The organism is Micromonospora sp. NPDC023814, assembly GCF_040639595.1.
Lineage (GTDB): Bacteria > Actinomycetota > Actinomycetes > Mycobacteriales > Micromonosporaceae > Micromonospora.
Window position 1 is genome coordinate 1 of the sequence record NZ_JBFAAF010000079.1, and the last position, 17,299, is coordinate 17,299.

The window sequence follows — 17,299 nt, forward strand, 5'->3', positions numbered from 1 at the left end:
TCGCGGTCTTCGTCGAGCAGGGCGGCGCCAGCACCGCCACCGCCGTCCCCGCCGCCGAGCGTTTCCTGCGCGCCCTGGCCCGCTGACACGCCCCCTCTCCACCGCGCCGGTGTCGGAGCCGGTGGTCGCGGACCGCCCACCCGAGCCCGCCCGCCGTCCGGCCCGCGCCGCGCGGGTCCGGGAGTGGTGGCTGGGTGCCGCCCTGGTGCTGCCGGCGCTGGCCCTGGCCGTCGCGTTCAAGTTCGTGCCCCTCGGCCGGGGCGTGGTCACCAGCCTCGAATCGTCGAGCGGTTTCGGTGGCAGTTCGTTCGCCGGCGCGGACAACTACACCCGGATGCTCGACGACCCGGTGGTGCGCTCCAGTTTCCGCAACGCGCTGCTCGTGGTGGCGACGTTGCCGATCTGGGTCGTGCTGCCCCTGGTCCTGGCGGTGGTCATCCACCAGCGCGCCCCGGGCTGGAAGTTCTTCCGCGCCGTGTACTTCATCCCGTACACCATCGCGCCGATCGTCGTCGGAATCATGTTCCGGCAGATCCTCGCCCCGGACGGGCCGCTCAACGCCTTCCTGCGCTCGGTCGGGCTGGACCCCCTGGCCCTCGAGTGGCTCAACGGCCGCTACAGCGCCCTGTTCTCGCTCGTCGCGGTGGCCCTGTGGAGCCTGTTCGGTCTGGGCGTGATGACGTACCTCGCCGGCCTGGCCACCATCCCCGAGGAGGTCCTCGAGGCGGCCTATCTCGACGGGGCGGGCTTCTGGCGGCGGCTGTTCTCGGTGGTCGTGCCGATGCTCCGGCCCACCGTCGCCTACTGGAGCGTGCTGTGCGCCTCCGGCGTGCTGATCTGGCTGTTCCCGCTGATCTACGCGCTGACCCAGGGCGGGCCGGGGGACGCCACCATGCTCCCCGAGTACCTGGTCTTCCTCACCACCTTCCAGTTCCTGGACCGGGGGTACGGCTCCGCCATCGGCATCGCCCTGTTCGTCTTCGTCGCCCTGCTGTCGATCCTCAGCGTGCGGCACATGTTCACAGAGGGGACCCGGAAGTCGCGATGAACCGGCGTGCCACCGCCCGGCTGGGGCGTTACCTGTTGACCTTCGCGCTGGTGGTCGTCGCGGTCGCGGCGGTCTACCCGTTGCTGTTCACCATCGTCAGCTCGCTGAAGACGCAGACGGGCTTCGCGCGGGACCCGCTGGGCCTGCCCGCCGGCGTGACCCTGGAGAACTATCTCGAGGCGTTCCGCCGGATGGACATGCCGCGGCTGCTGGTGAACTCGCTGATCACCACCGCCGGTGGGCTGGTGCTGTCGGTGCTGGCCGCGCTGCTGGTCGCGTACGCGGTGACCAAGCTGCGCTTCCGGGGCGGCAAGCTGGTCTTCCTGCTGATCATCGTCACGTTGACCATCCCCAGCCAGGCGATCATCTATCCGCTGTACCAGACCGTGCTGGACCTGGGCATGTCCGGGCAGTACCAGGGCCTGATCCTGGCGTACGCGGCGTTCGGCCTGCCGTTGGGCACGTACCAGCTGGCCGGTTACTTCCAGCAGGTGCCCGACGAGCTGATCGAGGCGGCCAGGGTGGACGGCGCCGGCCACTTCACCATCCTGTTCCGCCTGTTGGCGCCGATCGCGACCCCGGCGCTGGCCGCGCTGGCCATCTTTAACTTCGTCTGGATGTGGAACGACCTGCTGCTGCCCCTGGTCATCATGGGCGGCTCGGACAGCAAGACGTTGATGGTCGGCGTCTCCCTGCTCAGCGGCCAGTACGACGTGTCGGTGCCGCTGGTCAGCGCCGGTCTGATCGTCGCGCTGCTGCCGGTGCTGATCATCTACCTGGTCTTCCAGCGGCAGTTGGTGGCCGGCGCGCTGGCCGGCTCGGGCAAGTGAGCCCGCCGGCGGAGGTTTCCGGTGCGCACGGGGCGGCCGGGCCGGGGGTCCAGCTGTGCCACCTCTACCGGCTGCGCCCGGGGGCGGAGCAGGAGTACGAGCGCCGGCACGCCGAGATCTGGCCGGAGATGTCGGCGCTGCTCGACGACGCCGGCATCTACGACTACCACATCTACCGGCACGGGCTGCTGCTGATCTGCGTGCTGCGGACCCGGCACGGCCACCCGCACGCCCGGCGGGTGACCGGCGCGTCCGCCGTGCAGGCCCGCTGGACCCGGTCCCTGGCGCACCTGTTCGCCGAGATCGCCGACGCCGACGGCGAACCGCTGTGGGCGTACCCGGTCTTCCACCACGCGGGCCGTCCCGCGGGATGCTGAGCGCGGCGTCGCGCACCCCCGTGGCCCGGCGGACCGTCCCGCCGGGCCACGGGGGTGAGCACTCAGACCGCGTAGGCGACCGAGCCGTCGGCGCGCAGTGGGATCCGGGTCAACGGGCGACCGGTCAGGTCGAGCGGCGTGGCGTCGGTGAGGTCCAGCGTCACGCCGAGTCCCGGTTCCTCCGGCACCGGCAGGAAACCGCCCTGCCGCCGTACGCAGGCACGCGCGGGCCCGTCGGCGAGTTGGTCGTCCAGGGGCGAGTACTCCTGCACCACGAAGTTCGGGATGGCCGCGTCCAACTGCACCGAGGCCATGGTCAGCAGCGGACCGAGACAGTTGTGGCTCACCACGGCGGCGTGGTGGGCCTCGGCCAGTGCGGCGATCTTGCGGGCGTGGCTGATCCCGCCGGCCAGGCCCAGGTCGGGGCGGACGTACTGGGCGCCGCCCTGGGCGAGCAGCTCCTTGAACTCCCAGATGCTGTGCAGGCGTTCGCCGTTGGCCATCGGCACCCCCGCCGCGCGGCGGGCGACGTCGGCCTGGCTGCTGACGCTGTCGATCTGGATGGGGTCCTCCACCAGCAGCGGCAGGTGCCTGGCCAACGCGGGCACGACCGCCTCGGCCTGCAGGGGCGTGAGCTTGCGGTGCAGCTCGATGAGCAGGTCCACGTCGGTGCCGACGCTGTCGCGGACCGCGGCGGTGGTGGCCTCGGTGGCGGTGACCAGCCGGGCCAGCGACAGGTCGGCGTAGTCGGCCGGCAGCGGGTCGAACTTGACCGCCGTGAAGCCGTCGGCCACGGCTGCCGCAGCCTGCGCGGCCAGCGCCTCCGGCCCCGTGCCGGGCAACAGCAGGTGCAGCCGGATCCGGTCGCGCACCCGGCCGCCGAGCAGTTGCCAGACCGGGACCCCGAGGCGCTTGCCGAGCAGGTCCCACAGGGCCAGGTCGACGGCGGAGACGGCGGCGGAGAGCACCGAACCCCGGAACGGTCCCATCCGGTAGAGGTGGTGCCAGTGGTGCTCGATCCGGGTGGGGTCGGCGCCGAGCAGGTGGGGACGGAACGCCTCCACGACGGCGTGCACCGCGTTGGGGTAGCCCCAGCAGGCCGACTGGCCGACGCCGACCAGCCCGTCCGATGTGTGCACCTGGACGAAGTGCGCGTCGCCCAGCACCACCGACTCGACGGCGGTGATCTCCATACCTGCCTCCAAATAAGAGACCAATAACGGCCAGAAACTTGCTCTTGCACTCTTCCATAGCCTTACAGCGCTGGTCTAGGCTTCAAAACGAACGAGCCGGAATAAGGCTCTAACTACCACTGGGGGTGTGATGGGTCTGCCGGACGACTATCGGCTCATGGCCCGGATCCGCCGGTTCGAGGAGCGGCTGGCCGCCCTCAAGGACGACGGCGAGATCCCGGGCTCGATCCACCTGTGCAACGGCCAGGAGGCGATCCCGGTCGGCGCCTGCCGGCCGCTGCGCGACGGCGACCACGTGACCGCCACGTACCGCGGCCACGGCTGGGCGATCGCCCGGGGCGTGGACATGGTGGGCCTCTTCGCCGAGATGATGGGCCGCGACTCCGCCCTCTGCGGCGGCCGGGCCGCCTCGCCGTACCTGTCCGACCCGGGCCGGTGGTTCCTCGGCGAGAACTCCATCGTCGGCGCGGGCGTGCCCGTCGCCGCCGGCGCGGCCCTCACCGCCCGGCGCACCGGCAGCGGCGCGGTGTCCGTGGTCAGCATCGGCGACGGCGCGATGAACCAGGGCAACGTCCACGAGGCACTCAACCTCGCCGCGGTGCTCGACCTGCCGCTGGTGCTGGTCGTGGAGAACAACGTCTACTCCGAGATGTCCCGCATCGAGGACATGGTGCGCGTCCGCCAGCTCGCCGAGCGGGCCGCCGGCTACGGCATTCCCGGCCGGGTGGTGGACGGCAACGACCCCGACGCCGTCGCCGAGGCGGTCACCGAGGCGGTCACCCGGGCCCGCGAGGGGTCCGGACCGTCCATCGTCGAGGCCATGACCGAACGGCTGGTCGGCCACTACAGCGGCGACGTGCAGCACTACCGGCCGGCGGGCGAGGTCGCCGCCGCCCGGGAACGCGAGCCGCTGGCCCGGATCCGGCAGGCCGCCGACGCCGCGCTCACCGCCCGGCTCGACGCGATCGACGCCGAGGTCGCCACCGAGGTGGAGGCCGCCGTCACCGCCGCCCGTGCCGTGCCGTTCCCGGACCCGGCGACCGTCAAGGAGCACGTCCATGTCTGAGTCCCTGCGCTACATCCAGGCCGTCAACGCCGCGCTCACCTGGGCGCTGGACAGCCGGGAGGACACCGTCTACTTCGGCGAGGACGTCGCCCTGCCCGGCGGGCCGTTCGGCGCCACGAAGGGGCTGCACAAGCGGTTCGGCTCCGCGCGGATCTTCGACACCCCGATCTCCGAGACCGGGTTCCTCGGCATGGCCCTGGGGGCGGCGATGACCGGCCTCCGGCCGATCGCCGAGATCATGTACGCCGACTTCTCGTTCGTGGCGATGGACCAGTTCGTCAACCAGATCTCCACCATCCACTACTCCAGCAACGGCCGGTGGAAGGCGCCGCTGGTGATCCGGATGCAGCAGGGCTACTCGCCCGGCGCCTGCGCCCAGCACTCGCACTCACCCGAGGCGTACTTCGCGCACACCCCCGGGTTGCGGGTGGCCCTGCCGGCCACGCCCGACGACGCGTACCAGATGCTGCGCACCGCGGTCGTCAGCGACGACCCGGTGGTGGTCGCCGAGGCGCGCATGCTCTACCCGACACGCGGCCCCGTCCGCACCGACGCCCCGGTCGAACCGGTCGGCGGCGCCCGCGTGGTCCGCCCGGGCACCGACGTCACCGTCGTCGCGTGGTCCCGGATGGTCTCGGCGTCGCTGGACGCCGCGGGCCAGCTCAGCGAGGAGGGCATCGAGGCCGAGGTGATCGACCTGCGCTGGCTCAACCCGCTGGACTTCGACACCGTCGCCGCCTCGGTGGCCCGCACGGGTCGGCTGGTCGTCGCCCACGAGGCGAACCTGACCGGCGGGTTCGGCGCCGAGATCGCCGCCCGGGCCGCCGCGGAGTGCTTCGCCGACCTGCGCGCCCCGGTCGCCCGGGTGGCCACCCCGGACGTGCCGATGCCGGCCGCCCCGGCCCTGCAGGCCGCCGTCGTCCCCGAGGCGGCCGACGTGGTGGATGCCGTGCGTCGCACGGTCGCGCGATGACCGCTGACACTCCGCCGGCCGGCCTGCTGGCCGGCCGGCGGGTGGTCGTCGTCGGCGGCGCCTCCGGCATCGGCCTGGCCACCGTCCACGCCGCCGCCGCGGCCGGCGCGGCGGTCGCGGTGCTGGACGCCGACGGCGACGGCGCGGCCGGGGCCGCCGACGCGGCCCGGCGCACTGGGGCGAGCGCCAGCGCCCGCCGGGTCGACGTGACGGTCGAGGCCGAGGTCGCCGCCGCGCTCGACGACGTCGCCGCCGAGTGGGGCGGGATCGACGCCGTGCTGCACGTGGCGGGTGTCATGCGCGGCCAGGGCCTCGACGTCCGGGAGGTCACCGCCGAGTTGTGGGCGCAGGTGATCGCGGTCAACCTGACCGGGCCGTTCCTCGTCGCCAAGCACGCGGTGCGGCACCTCACCCCGGGCGCCGGTGTCCTCGTGCTGGTGGGCTCCAGGGCGGGCGTGCAGAACGGCTCCGGCTCGGTACCCTACGGCGCGAGCAAGGGTGGATTGCACGGCCTGGCGCTCACATTGGACCGACAGCTCCGTCCACAGGGGATCCGCGTGCACACGCTGTGCCCCGGCGACATCGACACGCCGCTGATGCGACGGTCGCTGGACGAGGCGCGGACCAACGGGACCGACGCCGGCCGGGTCGCGGAGATCGAGGCGGCCCTGGGCCGCCCGGAGGACGTGGCGTCCGCGCTGGTCCTGTTGGCGTCGCCGGTCAGCGACGGTGTGGTCGGCACCGTCCACACCCGCTGAGCAGCCCGCCCGAGACCGGCGACGACGTGGAGGTGGCAAGGTGATCGGCATCATCGGTCCGGAGGACTCGATCCGGCTCGTGCAGGAGGTCGCCGCGGGCGAGGGCCGCGCCACGGACCTGACGGCCCGCACGTACACCCGGCCGGAACAGGCCCTCGAGCTGGCCCGCGAACTCGACGAACTGTGCCAGGTGCTGCTCTTCACCGGGCGCATCCCGTACGCGTTCGCCGCCGCCGCCGGCGACCTGCGCGCCGAGATCGACTACATGCCGCACGCCGGCATCGACCTCTACCGGACACTGTCGCGGATGCTGCTGGCGAGCGGCGGACGGCTGCCCACGGTGAGCGTGGACACCATCGAGGCCGACATCGTCCGCGAGACGTACCACGACATCGACCTGACCCCGCCGACCGAGATCCTGCCCATCGCGGACTCGTCCGGCCTGCTCTTCTCCGGCCTCGACGAGATCACCGCCTTCCACCGCGAGCGATACGCCTCCGGCGCGGTCGAGGCGTGCCTGACCTGCCTCGGCGCGGTGCACCGCGACCTGGCCGACAGCGGGGTGCCGGTCTGGCGGGTGGAACACACCCGCGCCTCCGTGCGGGACGCCCTGCGCCGGGCGTGGCTCGCCGCGGAGGTACGACAGTCCCGCGCCACCCAGATCGCGGTGATGATGATCGAGCTGACCGAGCCCGCCAGCCGCCAGCAGGACCCGTACCAGATGGAACGGGAACGGCTGCGGCTGCGCGAGGCGTTGCTCGAACACGCCGAGCGGATGCGGGGCAGGCTGGGCACGATCGACGACCGGACGCTGCTCATCACGACGACCCGCGGCACCGTCGAGAGCGCCATCGCCCGGCACCGGGCCGGCCACGCCTCCCTGCTGACCCTCCGTGGTGTCGACGTCGAGCACACGGTCGGCTTCGGTGCCGGCACCACCATCGCCGCCGCCGAGGACAACGCCCGCAAGGCGCTGGCACTCGGCCGCGGCAGCGGCGACACCCACGTCGTCTTCCCCGACGGGCAGATCTACTCCAGCCGGGAGAGCCCGGTGAAGCAACGGCTCCGCGAGACCGCGCCCGAGGTCCTGCGGATCTCCGAACAGCTCCGCCTCGGGCCGCTGTCGACCCGCCGGTTGCTGGACGCGCTGCACCAGATGGACCCGAACCAGGTGACCGCGCGAGCCCTGGCCGACGCCTACGGGGTGGAGGCGCGCTCGGCGCGCCGACTGCTCAAGTCGCTGCGGGCCGCCGGCTTCGCCGAGGAGGTCGGCGTGCACGTCAGCACCGGCGCGGGCCGGCCGCAGACGGTGTACCGGGTGGCGATGCGGCGGCTGCTCGAGGCCATCGGCGGTGAGGCGTGAGGTTCGAACCGACCTTCCTGGTCACGGCCACCTTCGCCGCGGACGCCGCCACCCGCCGGGAACCGCACCGGCAGGCCCACCTCGCCCACGTCGAGGCCATGCTCGCCGACGGCACCGCCCTGCTCGCCGGGGCCCGGGCCGACCTCGGCGCTTCCGTCCTCGTCCTGCGGGCCGCCGACGCCACCGCCGCCCGCAACCGTGTCGAACAGGATCCGTACTGGCAGCACCGGGTGTGGACCGGCATCGAGGTGGTCGAATACCTCGCCGTCACCCCGCAGTCCCTCGGGAGCAGGTATTAGTGGTTGCTTTCCTTTCTAGAGCTATCCATAGTTGACTGTTGTGGGGAGTGTTTATCGGATTGGCGAGTTTGCCGAGCGGGTGGGCCGTTCGGTGAGCACGGTGCGCCGGTGGGAGGCGGAGGGCCGGATCGCGGCCCGTCGTCTGCCGTCGGGTCAGCGGTATTTCGACGATTCGGATGTGCGCAGGGTGCTGCAGCCGGGCTTCGCCGCCGACCGGCGGAAGGTTGTGGTGTACTGCCGGGTCTCGTCGCCGGGTCAGAAGTCCGACTTGGCGTCGCAGGTGGCGGCGATGCAACAGTTCTGCCTCGCTCGTGGTCTGGCGGTGGACGAGTGGATCAGTGAGGTCGGCGGCGGGATGGACCTTCGCCGTAAGGAATTCTTGGCGTTGATGGACGCCGTCGACCGGGGTGAGGTCGCCACGCTGGTGGTGGCGCACGAGGACAGGTTGGCCCGGTTCGGGTTCGACTTGCTGGAGCATCTGGCGGCGCGGGGCGGCTGCGAGATCGTCGTGGCCAACCAGGAGTCCCTGTCTCCGCGGCAGGAGTTGGTCGAGGACCTTCTGGCCATCGTCAACTCCTTCTCGTGTCGGCTGTTCGGTTTGCGCCGCTTTGAGGAGGAGTTGAAACGGGCGGACTTGACCGTGGAGGGTGACCGGTGAAGGTCACCCGGATTGCCTACTCGATCCGACTGAATCCTGGCAAGTACGCCGTTCTGGTGGAGCAGGCCCGTCGGTTGGGTCGGGTGCGTAGTGAGGTGTGGCAGCGTTACGGCTCGATCAACGGTGTCGGGTCCGGGTTGAGAGACCGGCAGGTGCGGGACCGCTGGTTGGCCGACGGCACGCACGTGCGGTTTGGTGTGTTGGCGAATGCGTGGAAGGAAACGGTCCGCGACGCCATGGCCGACATCGCAGCGAACATGGAGGCGGCCAAGGTCGACGTCCGGCGGGCGGTCAGCCGACGCACCAACGATCCGGGCGAGCGTAAGCGGATGTTCACCGCGCTGCGAGCCGGTCAGTGGGCCAGTGACCCGTTCCTGGCCCGGCAGATGCGCATGCATTGGAAGCGGGGCCGCAACCGCACCCACGATCAGATCGTGGTGCGCGCCGACAAGTACCGCACCGCCGTCGATGGGCGGGGCCGGTTGTGGCTGGCGGTCCCGGGTCTGGAGCCCCGCCGGATGGTCAGGATCCCGCTGTCCACGACGGTCACGCCGATGGGTACGTTGCGGCTGATTCTGCGTGGTGGTCGGGTGGAGGTGCACTACCAGATCGACGCGGCGCAGATGCGGTCGTCGCAGCGGCCGTGCGGCGACCGGAGGCTCGGTGTGGACAAGGGCTACACCGAAGCCTTGACCGACTCCGACGGCCAGCCCCACGGTGAACAGCTTGGTGTGCTGCTGTCCAGTGAGTCGGACCGGTTGAAGGAACGTAACCGGCGACGGGCGAAGCTGCTCGATCGCGAACACCGCCGCCCGGCGTGGGGACCACGCGAAAGCGCACCGGATCAAGGTCAACAACCTCGGCACGGTGAAGCGGGACCGGCAGGCTGCCCGGCATCGGGCGCGGGTGCGGACGGAGATCTTCACCGCGGTGCACGAGGTCGTGGACGAGGCCGCCACGGTGGTCGCCGAAGACCTCACCAAACGCTTCACCAGCCGCAGAAAGCTTCCTAAGAACATGAACCGGCGTCTCGCCGCGTGGACCAAAGGAGTCACCGCCGAGGCCCTGAAAAGCGTGTCGGAGCGTAGAGGTTCTGCGCTCGTTCTGGTCAACGCCGCCTACACCTCACAAACCTGTCACCAATGCGGCGCCTTCGGCCGCCGTAGCGGGGACCGGTTTCACTGCACCCGCTGCGGGGTGGTGTGGCAGGCCGACGTGAACGCCGCGATCAACATCCTGCACCGAGCCGGCGACCCCGACATCGCCCTGCACACCCCACACCAGCGGGTGAAGCAGATCCTGCAGGACCGGACCGATCGCCACCGGACCAGACTGCCGGTCCAGGACTCCAGCCCCGCCACCGCTGGGCGGAGAGCGAATTATCCGAACCGCTCAGCCATGAGCAACGAGTAGGAAGCAGGTCGTGATGTCGCAGTACCGCCAGATCGCCGGAGTCCGGGTGCAAGGCACCGCATCCGCGCCGTACCCGGCCCGGCTGTTGGGCGAGGCGTGGGGAGAGACACCCGAGGGGGTGCCAGTCCGCTTCGAGGTCGACCCGGCGCGGCCCGAGGGCGGCTACCGGATCGAGGTGCCCGAGCAGGGCGAGATCCGGCTCAGCGGCGACCCCTTCGCCGGCCTGGTCTACGCCGCGCGGGAGCTGCTCGCCCTGGCCACCCCGGCCGGCGTGCCGGTGGGCGTCCGGGAGGGTGCGCCTCGGCTGCCGCTGCGCAACCTGTGGACCTGGGACCACTCCACCAACTGGGACCTTCGGCAGCTCGGCCAGCAGGAGATCGGCGCGCTGAACCCGTACGCCAAGCCCGCCGACGCGTTCGGCGCCGACTACCGGCGGCTGGTCGACTTCTGCAGCCGGGAGCGCATCGGCGGCATCGTGGTGTACGGGCTGCTGCGCGACGCCCACGGCGGCGTCGAGGCGGCCCGCGAGCTGTGCGAGTACGCCAACGCCCGAGGCGTACGGATCATCGCCGGGATCGGCGTCAACGCCTACGGCGGCATCTACTTCGACGGCCGGCACCGCTACAACCTCGCCACCTGGCTGCGTCAGCGCCCCGACCTGGCGGCCGAGCTGCCGAAGAAGGTCGGGTTCGACATCGACGACTTCGGTGACCTGCACTTCCCGGCCAGCGAGTACATGATGGCCGCCTGCCCGTCCCAGCCGGACAACCTGGCGTGGCACCGGGAGGCGGTCGACTGGCTGCTGGACACCCTTCCCGTCGGCGGCGTCAACTTCGAGACCGGCGACTACGGCAGCTGCGCCTGCGCCAGGTGCGCGGCCCGCACCGGCGGCGAGCGCACCTCCTGGTCGTACGAGGCCATGCGGTCGGTCTACCCGACCCTGCTCGAGACCGCCCGCCGCACCGGGCCGGCGGGAGTGCCGCTGCGGCACCTCGTCGAGGTCTACTGGGACAACATCTTCGACCTGGAGGCCCAGAAGCCGCTGGCCGACCTGCCCGACGACGTGGCCTACCAGTACTGCGTCAACCGGGGCTTCTGGCACGACAACCGGGACCGGCTCACCGCCGACCACGTCGACGGGCTCCCGCACACCACCAACGTGCTGCGCACCCACGCCGGCTCCCAGTGGAACCGGCAGCGGCACTCCTGGGTGCCCGACCTGTACGCCGACATGGCGACCCGGGCCGCCGGGGCGGGCATGCGCGGCCTGACGATCTTCGCCGAGGCGTCGGCGTACCACCCGACCAACGAGATCAGCTACCTGGCGTACGCGCGCTTCACCTGGAATCCGGATCTGGCCTGGGCGGACTTCTGGCGCGCGGAGGTGGCACCGCGGTTCGGCGGCGCGGCCGAGGCCGAGGCGTTCCGCGTCGGCGCGGCCGTGCTGGACGACCCCACGGCGACGGCGGACGCCCTCGGCGCGGTCCGCGGCGACGCCCTGGCGATGGTCGCCGCCACCAACGGTGACGTGCAGCGTCGGTGGCTGTGGCTGGCCGAGCGGGCGGCCCGCCACGCCCACTCCGCCGGCTGACCTGCCAGACCCCGCCGGCGAAGCAGCGGTGTGGCCGGGCGACCGGCCCCCGCTGCGCGGCGGGTACACCGCGCGACTTTCACCCGCTTCGGGTGACGGCCGCTCACCACCGGGCGTTCCAGGCTGTACGAACAGTGCGGCTCCTGGGGGTGTCGGAAGGAGGTTTCTGATGGGGGACCCGACCGCCGACTTTCTCGGCCGGCTGGGCCGGAGCCCGGGCACGCCGATCACGATGAAGGCCCGGGGCACGATCCGGCTGGACGTCGAACGCGATACGGGAGCAGATGTCTGGTTCGTCACGCTGCGCGACGGCACGACTCAGGTGTCGCGCCAGGACCAGCGGCCGGACCTGGTGATCCGCGGCCACCAGACGCTCTTCGACCGGCTGGTCCAGGGTCAGGCGCAGCTCTACGCGGCGCTGATGCGCAACGAGATCAACGTCGAGGGCGACCTGGCGCTCCTGTCGTCGTTCGAGCGGCTGCTGCCCGGCCCCGAGGGCGCCCACCACCCGCGCGACTTCGCCCGTGCAGGAGGACACGGATCATGAGCGAGCGAGGCGTCAGCATCCTGGACGGCAACACGTTCGTCGTCAGCGACGAACGTGGTGACCTCCACCCGTCGCCGGTGTTTCCCACCGGGCTCTTCTCGTTCGACACCCGGTTCCTGTCGACCTGGGTGCTGACCGTCGACGGCGAACCGCTCAACGCCCTGTCCCGGGACGACCTGCAGTACTTCGAGACCCGCTACTTTCTCGTACCCGGCGAACCGACCCACTACGTCGACGCGAAGGTCTCGGTCATCCGGCAGCAGCAGATCTGTCGGGAGTTCAGCGAACAGTTGACGGTACTCAACCACGACACCGAGGAACGGCACCTCACGTTGCGGGTGGAGATGGCCACCGACTTCGCCGACCTGTTCGAGATCAAGGACGTGCGACGGAAGACCGGGAAGACCCTGACGAGCGTCGAGGACGGTCATCTGCGGTTCCGTTACGAACGGGGCACCTTCCTGCGTGAGACGATCGTGTCGAGCACGGCGCCGGCGCGGGTCGATGAGACGGGGATGACCTTCGACATCCGGATCGCACCGCGCGGCAGGTGGAGCACCGAACTGCATGTCTACCCGATCGTGCGGGGCGCGCGGGGCCTCGACATCCGGGCCAGCCTGGACGCCCACCAAGGGCAGGTGAAGCCGCAGCTGCGGCAGGACCTCGACGACTTCCTCGTCCAGACACCGCAGCTGGTGTGCGACCACCGGTCCCTGCAGACGGCGTACGAGCGCAGCCTCACCGACCTCGCCGCGATGCGGTACTCGCCGCTCGCCTTCCCGAGGCGGTTGCCGGCCGCGGGGCTGCCCTGGTTCATGACCATCTTCGGCCGGGACAGCATCTTCATCAGCCTGCAGACGCTGCCGTTCGTGCCGGAACTCGCCTCGACGGTCCTGCGTGACCTCGCCTTCCAGCAGGGCAGCAAGCTGGACGACTTCCGCGACGAGGAACCCGGGAAGATCGCGCACGAGTTCCGCTACGGCGAATCGGCGGCGTTCGAGGAGCAGCCGCACAGCCCCTACTACGGATCGGCGGACTCCACCCCCCTGTACGTGATTCTGCTCGACGAGTACGAGCGGTGGAGCGGGGACGCCAGCCTGGTGCGACAGTTGGAGCTCGAGGCCCGCGCGGCGCTGAACTGGATCGACGAGTACGGCGACATCCTGGGCAACGGCTACGTGTCGTACCGGCGGCGGAACACCGTGAACGGCCTGGAGAACCAGTGCTGGAAGGACTCCTGGGATGCCGTCTCCTACCGGGACGGCCGGCTGCCCGGACTGCCACGCGCGACCTGTGAGCTGCAGGGGTACGCCTACGACGCGAAGCTGCGCGGCGCCCGTCTGGCCCGGCGCTTCTGGAACGACCCCGCCTACGCCGACCGGCTGGAAGACGAGGCGGCCGACCTCAAGCGGCGTTTCAACCGCGACTTCTGGATCGAAGAGGGGGAGTACTACGCGCTCGCCCTCGACACCGACGGCAAGCCGGTCGACGCCATGTCGTCCAACATGGGCCACCTGCTGTGGAGCGGCATCGTCGAACAGGACCGGGCCCAGAAGATCGCCCAGCACCTCCTCGGGCCGAGCATGTTCTCCGGGTGGGGAGTCCGCACCCTGGCCGACGGTGCGGCGCGGTACAACCCGGTCGGCTACCACGTCGGCACGGTCTGGCCGTTCGACAATTCGATCATCGCCTGGGGCCTGTGGCGCTACGGCTTCCGTGCAGAGGCCGGCCAGATCGCCGAGGCGGTCATCGACGCGTCGCAGTACTTCGGCGGGCGGCTGCCCGAAGCGTTCGCCGGCTACGAGCGGTCCCTGACCAAGTACCCGGTCGAATACCCCACCGCCTGCAGCCCGCAGGGCTGGTCGGCCGGAGCGACCCTGCTGTTCCTCCGTACGATGCTCGGCCTCAATCCGCACGAGGACCACCTCGCGGTCGACCCCGCCCTGCCGGCCGCGATCGGCCGGATCGAACTGCTCGACATCCCGGGGCGTTGGGGGCACGCCGACGCGTTCGGTCGGAGCGGGGTCGACAGCCGGCGTCGCGCCAGGGCTCGGTAGGGACGGAGCAGGGCCTCCTCAGGCGGCAAGAACCAGGTCGGAGTGGCACACCTTGCGGGAAGACGTTCAGGAGGGTGATAGCCCTCTGGTTACTCGGCTGGGTCCGCGCTGGCGTGGACCCAGCCGGCCCTGCCTACGCGGGTGAGCCCGCGGGAGCGGGACATACCGCACCATATGCCCAAGGGCCCTACGAATGCAGCTAATGGCCGTTGAGCGGGCCAAGATGGCCCCGATCTTCTCGACGTCGCTCTGCGGCGCGAATTTAGGAACGGTTGTTCTTGACTGGTCGTTCCTAAACCCGCTACTGTCACTGCCATGGGGAGACCACGCGGGTTCGACGAGGATCAGGCTGTCCAGGCGGCGATAGGGGTGTTCGCGGAACAGGGGTACGACGGCACGTCCGTCGACGACCTGGTGGCCAGCCTCGGCGTCCATCGCAACAGCCTGTACAAGACCTTCGGCAGCAAGGGCGGGCTCTACACCAGGGCGCTGCGCTGGCACGTGGAGCACCAGGTGCGACCACTCGTCACGGCCGTCGCGGCGGCTGGCGACCTCACCGAGGCGATGCATCGCGTACTCGCCACCGACGCGGCGAAACCCGGCCTCGACCTGCTCCTGAGGGCCGCGGTCGAGCGCGCGCCGGTCGATCCCGAGGTCGCCGAGGTGGTCGCCCAGTGCCTGCGGGAGATCGATGAGGCCCTCGGTCGCGTCCTGATCGCCGAACATCCGGGTGCCGAAAGAACCGCTCGCGTCGAGACACTGGCCACCGCGCTCACCGCCACCGTGCTGGGTCTGCGCCTGCGGGCCAGAGCCGGCACCTCCGATACGCAAACCACCGAAGCCGGTAGGGCAGTGGCCCACCAGCTCAGCCAGCACGAGATCTGAGGAGACAGACATGGCACGTGTTTACGTCGACGGCGAGGCCCTCGTCGTGGAGATCGAAGGCCTGGACAAGCTCTGGGCACTGAAGAGCCGGCTCACGATCCCGCTGGTCAACGTCAGGGGCGCGACCGCCGACCCGGGGATCGTCAAGGAGCCGAAGGGGCTGCGAGCGCCGGGAGCCCACCTCCCCGGAGTCATCGTCGCGGGCACCTTCCACACCGACGGCGAGCGGGTGTTCTGGGACGTCCGCGATCCAGCCAAGGCCGTCGTCATCGAACTGACCGACGAACGCTACAACCGCCTCGTCGTCCAGGTCAGCGACCCCCGCGCCACGGTCCGGCTCATCGAAGAGGCCACCCGGACGCCCTGACCGGTCCGTCCGTCGCTTCCCGGCCGGTGGCCGCTCCGGCGGCCGCCGGTCCCTTTTTCACCCCACCTCGAAATGGCGATGCCTCATGCCCAAGATCCAAAGGCTGGTTCCCAGGGACCACGACAAACCGCCCACCGGCATCACGAAGACGTCCGACGGCGTGCGCGTGCAGGTGCGCAACCTCACCAAGCGGTTCGGTGCCGTCCCGGCGGTCACCGACCTGAGCTTCACCGTGGAGCCCGGGCGAGTCACCGGTTTCCTCGGCCCGAACGGCGCCGGGAAGTCGACCACCCTGCGAATGATCCTGGGACTGGTTCGGCCCACCTCCGGCGACGCGCTCATCGGTGGCCGAAGGTACGTCGACCTGCCGCGGCCGGCTCGTACCGTCGGCGCGGCCCTGGACGCGTCAAGCTGTCATCCCGGAATCAGCGCCCGGGAGCACCTGCGGATCTACTGCGACATGGCCGGGCTGCCGCTACGGCGCGCGGACGAGGTCATCGAGGCTCTGGACATGTCCGGGTTCGCGGGCCGGAAGACCGGCGGATTCTCCACGGGTATGCGCCAGCGGCTCGCCCTCGCCACGGCCCTACTCGGCAACGCTCCCGTGCTGCTTCTGGACGAGCCGACCAACGGGCTCGACCCCGGGGGGATCGCCTGGCTACGCCGGTTCCTACGCCAGCTCGCCGACGAGGGGCGCACCGTCCTGGTCTCCAGCCACGTGCTCAGCGAGGTGGAACAGATGGTGGACGGCGTAATCGTGCTCAGCGGCGGGCGCCTGATGGCCGAGGGCACCCTCGACGACCTCGCTGCGGTGACCGTTCCCGCCGTCGTGGTCCAGTCTCCTGACGCCGACCTCCTCGCCGCGCGACTGGGCGATGTCGGGACGACCGACGGTCGTCCGCCCCGGATCGAGAACACCGGTCCGGGCACCCTCCGAGTCCATGGCCTCAGCGCCGAACAGGTGGCAGACACCGCGGCGGACGCGGGCCTGCGGGTGTATGGACTGACTCCCTGCCGCACCGATCTGGAGCAGGCATTTCTGCAGTTGACCGGGGAAAAGAGGACCACCAGATGAGCCACCTCGTCCGAGCCGAGTTCCGCCGGCTGTTCGCCACCCGCCTCTGGATCTGGGCGGCGGTCGCCGCGGTCGTCCTCGGCGGCGGTCTGGTCGGCCTGCTCACCGTCATCGGTCCGGAGAACGTCAATCCGCCACTACCCGGAATCGACACCGAGGCCGGCATCCGGGCGGTACTCGGCCTCGCCGGGCTCGGAGTGATCGTCCCTGCGCTGTTCGGCGCGACGGCGGTCACCTCCGAGTACCGGCACCGGACCATCTCGGCCACGTTTCTGTTCGCACCTCGACGCTGGAGCGTGCTGGCCGCGAAACTCTTCGCCTACCTCGTTGCTGGTGTGGCCTATGGGTTGATCACGGCGATCACGGCCGGCGTGGCGCTCTACGCCGGTCTGGCTGTCCGGGGCGTCCCCACCGACGCCACACTCGACGTCGTTGCCGGGTTGCTGCTGCGCCTGGTCGTGGCGATGGCGGCCTACACCGTACTGGGCGTGGGCATCGGCGCGCTGGTCCGCAACCAGGTGCTCGCGTTGGCCGGCTTGGGCGCGTACCTCTACATGGGCGAAAACCTGCTGCTCTTCGTGCCCGGGGTGAATACGGCTTACCCGTTCCTGCCCGGCGGCGCCACCGCCGCGCTGACCAACTTCACCGCGCTCACCCAGGTGGCGCACGACACGACCGGAGCCGCACCGCAGCTTCTGTCCCCGCCAGCCGGCGCCGGGCTGTTGATCGCCTACGCGGTCGCCGCCGCGCTACTGGCTGTCGTCCTGCCCCTACGCAGGGACGTCACCTGACCGGGGTG

At 70.8% G+C, this 17,299-nt stretch carries 19 protein-coding genes; 18 read left to right on the forward strand and 1 reads right to left on the reverse strand.

Going from position 1 to position 17,299, the window contains the following annotated elements; genetic code table 11:
• Window positions 1–109: 109 nt before the first annotated feature.
• The 3 genes from AB0G14_RS29505 to AB0G14_RS29515 are packed head-to-tail and all read left to right on the forward strand — an operon-like array spanning window position 110 to window position 2,255.
• Window positions 110–1,048 (forward strand): sugar ABC transporter permease, encoded by a 939-nt coding sequence (locus AB0G14_RS29505; protein ID WP_357702954.1) that lies wholly within the window; start codon window positions 110–112, stop codon window positions 1,046–1,048.
• Window positions 1,045–1,878 (forward strand): carbohydrate ABC transporter permease, encoded by an 834-nt coding sequence (locus tag AB0G14_RS29510; RefSeq protein ID WP_357702956.1) that lies wholly within the window; start codon window positions 1,045–1,047, stop codon window positions 1,876–1,878. The genes AB0G14_RS29505 and AB0G14_RS29510 overlap by 4 nt, the downstream gene beginning before the upstream one ends.
• Window positions 1,875–2,255 carry an L-rhamnose mutarotase gene (locus AB0G14_RS29515; protein WP_357702958.1) on the forward strand — a complete coding sequence of 127 codons (381 nt, stop codon included), beginning with the start codon at window positions 1,875–1,877 and terminating at the stop codon, window positions 2,253–2,255. Before AB0G14_RS29510 ends, AB0G14_RS29515 begins: the two co-directional genes overlap by 4 nt.
• Before the next feature lie 62 nt (window positions 2,256–2,317).
• On the opposite strand, the gene AB0G14_RS29520 is transcribed toward AB0G14_RS29515, so the two are convergent.
• The gene (locus AB0G14_RS29520; protein WP_357702960.1) at window positions 2,318–3,448 is read right to left on the reverse strand and encodes a mandelate racemase/muconate lactonizing enzyme family protein; all 1,131 of its coding nucleotides are present in this window, start codon (window positions 3,446–3,448) and stop codon (window positions 2,318–2,320) included.
• Between the two features lie 130 nt (window positions 3,449–3,578).
• Between AB0G14_RS29520 and AB0G14_RS29525 the strand changes: the two genes are divergently transcribed.
• The 15 genes from AB0G14_RS29525 (at window position 3,579) to AB0G14_RS29595 (ending at window position 17,291) form a co-directional block, all read left to right on the forward strand.
• Window positions 3,579–4,514: a thiamine pyrophosphate-dependent dehydrogenase E1 component subunit alpha gene (locus AB0G14_RS29525; RefSeq protein WP_357702962.1), complete on the forward strand. Its 936-nt coding sequence runs from the start codon at window positions 3,579–3,581 to the stop codon at window positions 4,512–4,514.
• Window positions 4,507–5,487, forward strand: a complete 981-nt coding sequence (locus tag AB0G14_RS29530) for a transketolase C-terminal domain-containing protein (protein WP_357702964.1) — start codon at window positions 4,507–4,509, stop codon at window positions 5,485–5,487. The genes AB0G14_RS29525 and AB0G14_RS29530 overlap by 8 nt, the downstream gene beginning before the upstream one ends.
• Window positions 5,484–6,245, forward strand: a complete 762-nt coding sequence (locus AB0G14_RS29535; RefSeq protein WP_357702966.1) for an SDR family oxidoreductase — start codon at window positions 5,484–5,486, stop codon at window positions 6,243–6,245. The genes AB0G14_RS29530 and AB0G14_RS29535 overlap by 4 nt, the downstream gene beginning before the upstream one ends.
• Before the next feature lie 40 nt (window positions 6,246–6,285).
• Window positions 6,286–7,608 (forward strand): hypothetical protein, encoded by a 1,323-nt coding sequence (locus tag AB0G14_RS29540; RefSeq protein ID WP_357702968.1) that lies wholly within the window; start codon window positions 6,286–6,288, stop codon window positions 7,606–7,608.
• Window positions 7,605–7,907 carry a YciI family protein gene (locus AB0G14_RS29545; protein WP_357702970.1) on the forward strand — a complete coding sequence of 101 codons (303 nt, stop codon included), beginning with the start codon at window positions 7,605–7,607 and terminating at the stop codon, window positions 7,905–7,907. Before AB0G14_RS29540 ends, AB0G14_RS29545 begins: the two co-directional genes overlap by 4 nt.
• A gap of 40 nt (window positions 7,908–7,947) precedes the next feature.
• Window positions 7,948–8,565 (forward strand): IS607 family transposase, encoded by a 618-nt coding sequence (locus tag AB0G14_RS29550; RefSeq protein ID WP_357703016.1) that lies wholly within the window; start codon window positions 7,948–7,950, stop codon window positions 8,563–8,565.
• Window positions 8,562–9,578, forward strand: a complete 1,017-nt coding sequence (locus AB0G14_RS29555; RefSeq protein WP_357702972.1) for a hypothetical protein — start codon at window positions 8,562–8,564, stop codon at window positions 9,576–9,578. The genes AB0G14_RS29550 and AB0G14_RS29555 overlap by 4 nt, the downstream gene beginning before the upstream one ends.
• Window positions 9,508–9,978 (forward strand): transposase, encoded by a 471-nt coding sequence (locus AB0G14_RS29560; RefSeq protein ID WP_357702974.1) that lies wholly within the window; start codon window positions 9,508–9,510, stop codon window positions 9,976–9,978. Before AB0G14_RS29555 ends, AB0G14_RS29560 begins: the two co-directional genes overlap by 71 nt.
• 13 nt (window positions 9,979–9,991) lie before the next feature.
• Window positions 9,992–11,569 carry a hypothetical protein gene (locus AB0G14_RS29565; protein ID WP_357702976.1) on the forward strand — a complete coding sequence of 526 codons (1,578 nt, stop codon included), beginning with the start codon at window positions 9,992–9,994 and terminating at the stop codon, window positions 11,567–11,569.
• Window positions 11,570–11,738: 169 nt separating this feature from the next.
• On the forward strand, window positions 11,739–12,116 hold the full coding sequence (locus tag AB0G14_RS29570) for an SCP2 sterol-binding domain-containing protein (protein ID WP_357702978.1): 378 nt from the start codon (window positions 11,739–11,741) through the stop codon (window positions 12,114–12,116).
• Complete coding sequence (locus AB0G14_RS29575; RefSeq protein WP_357702980.1) at window positions 12,113–14,173, forward strand: glycogen debranching N-terminal domain-containing protein; 2,061 nt, start codon at window positions 12,113–12,115, stop codon at window positions 14,171–14,173. The genes AB0G14_RS29570 and AB0G14_RS29575 overlap by 4 nt, the downstream gene beginning before the upstream one ends.
• A gap of 315 nt (window positions 14,174–14,488) precedes the next feature.
• The gene (locus AB0G14_RS29580) at window positions 14,489–15,058 is read left to right on the forward strand and encodes a TetR/AcrR family transcriptional regulator (RefSeq protein WP_357702982.1); all 570 of its coding nucleotides are present in this window, start codon (window positions 14,489–14,491) and stop codon (window positions 15,056–15,058) included.
• A 10-nt stretch (window positions 15,059–15,068) separates the two neighbouring features.
• On the forward strand, window positions 15,069–15,425 hold the full coding sequence (locus AB0G14_RS29585) for a hypothetical protein (protein WP_357702984.1): 357 nt from the start codon (window positions 15,069–15,071) through the stop codon (window positions 15,423–15,425).
• Window positions 15,426–15,510: 85 nt separating this feature from the next.
• Complete coding sequence (locus tag AB0G14_RS29590) at window positions 15,511–16,500, forward strand: ATP-binding cassette domain-containing protein (protein ID WP_357702986.1); 990 nt, start codon at window positions 15,511–15,513, stop codon at window positions 16,498–16,500.
• Window positions 16,497–17,291: an ABC transporter permease gene (locus AB0G14_RS29595; protein WP_357702988.1), complete on the forward strand. Its 795-nt coding sequence runs from the start codon at window positions 16,497–16,499 to the stop codon at window positions 17,289–17,291. Before AB0G14_RS29590 ends, AB0G14_RS29595 begins: the two co-directional genes overlap by 4 nt.
• Window positions 17,292–17,299 lie beyond the last annotated feature (8 nt).

Coding starts and splice junctions, on each gene's coding strand:
- AB0G14_RS29570 (WP_357702978.1), top strand. CDS start 11,739: ATGGGGGACCCGACCGCCGACTTTCTCGGCCGGCTGGGCCGGAGCCCG.
- AB0G14_RS29530 (WP_357702964.1), top strand. CDS start 4,507: ATGTCTGAGTCCCTGCGCTACATCCAGGCCGTCAACGCCGCGCTCACC.
- AB0G14_RS29565 (WP_357702976.1), top strand. CDS start 9,992: ATGTCGCAGTACCGCCAGATCGCCGGAGTCCGGGTGCAAGGCACCGCA.
- AB0G14_RS29535 (WP_357702966.1), top strand. CDS start 5,484: ATGACCGCTGACACTCCGCCGGCCGGCCTGCTGGCCGGCCGGCGGGTG.
- AB0G14_RS29590 (WP_357702986.1), top strand. CDS start 15,511: ATGCCCAAGATCCAAAGGCTGGTTCCCAGGGACCACGACAAACCGCCC.
- AB0G14_RS29595 (WP_357702988.1), top strand. CDS start 16,497: ATGAGCCACCTCGTCCGAGCCGAGTTCCGCCGGCTGTTCGCCACCCGC.
- AB0G14_RS29580 (WP_357702982.1), top strand. CDS start 14,489: ATGGGGAGACCACGCGGGTTCGACGAGGATCAGGCTGTCCAGGCGGCG.
- AB0G14_RS29510 (WP_357702956.1), top strand. CDS start 1,045: ATGAACCGGCGTGCCACCGCCCGGCTGGGGCGTTACCTGTTGACCTTC.
- AB0G14_RS29525 (WP_357702962.1), top strand. CDS start 3,579: ATGGGTCTGCCGGACGACTATCGGCTCATGGCCCGGATCCGCCGGTTC.
- AB0G14_RS29585 (WP_357702984.1), top strand. CDS start 15,069: ATGGCACGTGTTTACGTCGACGGCGAGGCCCTCGTCGTGGAGATCGAA.
- AB0G14_RS29520 (WP_357702960.1), bottom strand. CDS start 3,448: ATGGAGATCACCGCCGTCGAGTCGGTGGTGCTGGGCGACGCGCACTTC.
- AB0G14_RS29575 (WP_357702980.1), top strand. CDS start 12,113: ATGAGCGAGCGAGGCGTCAGCATCCTGGACGGCAACACGTTCGTCGTC.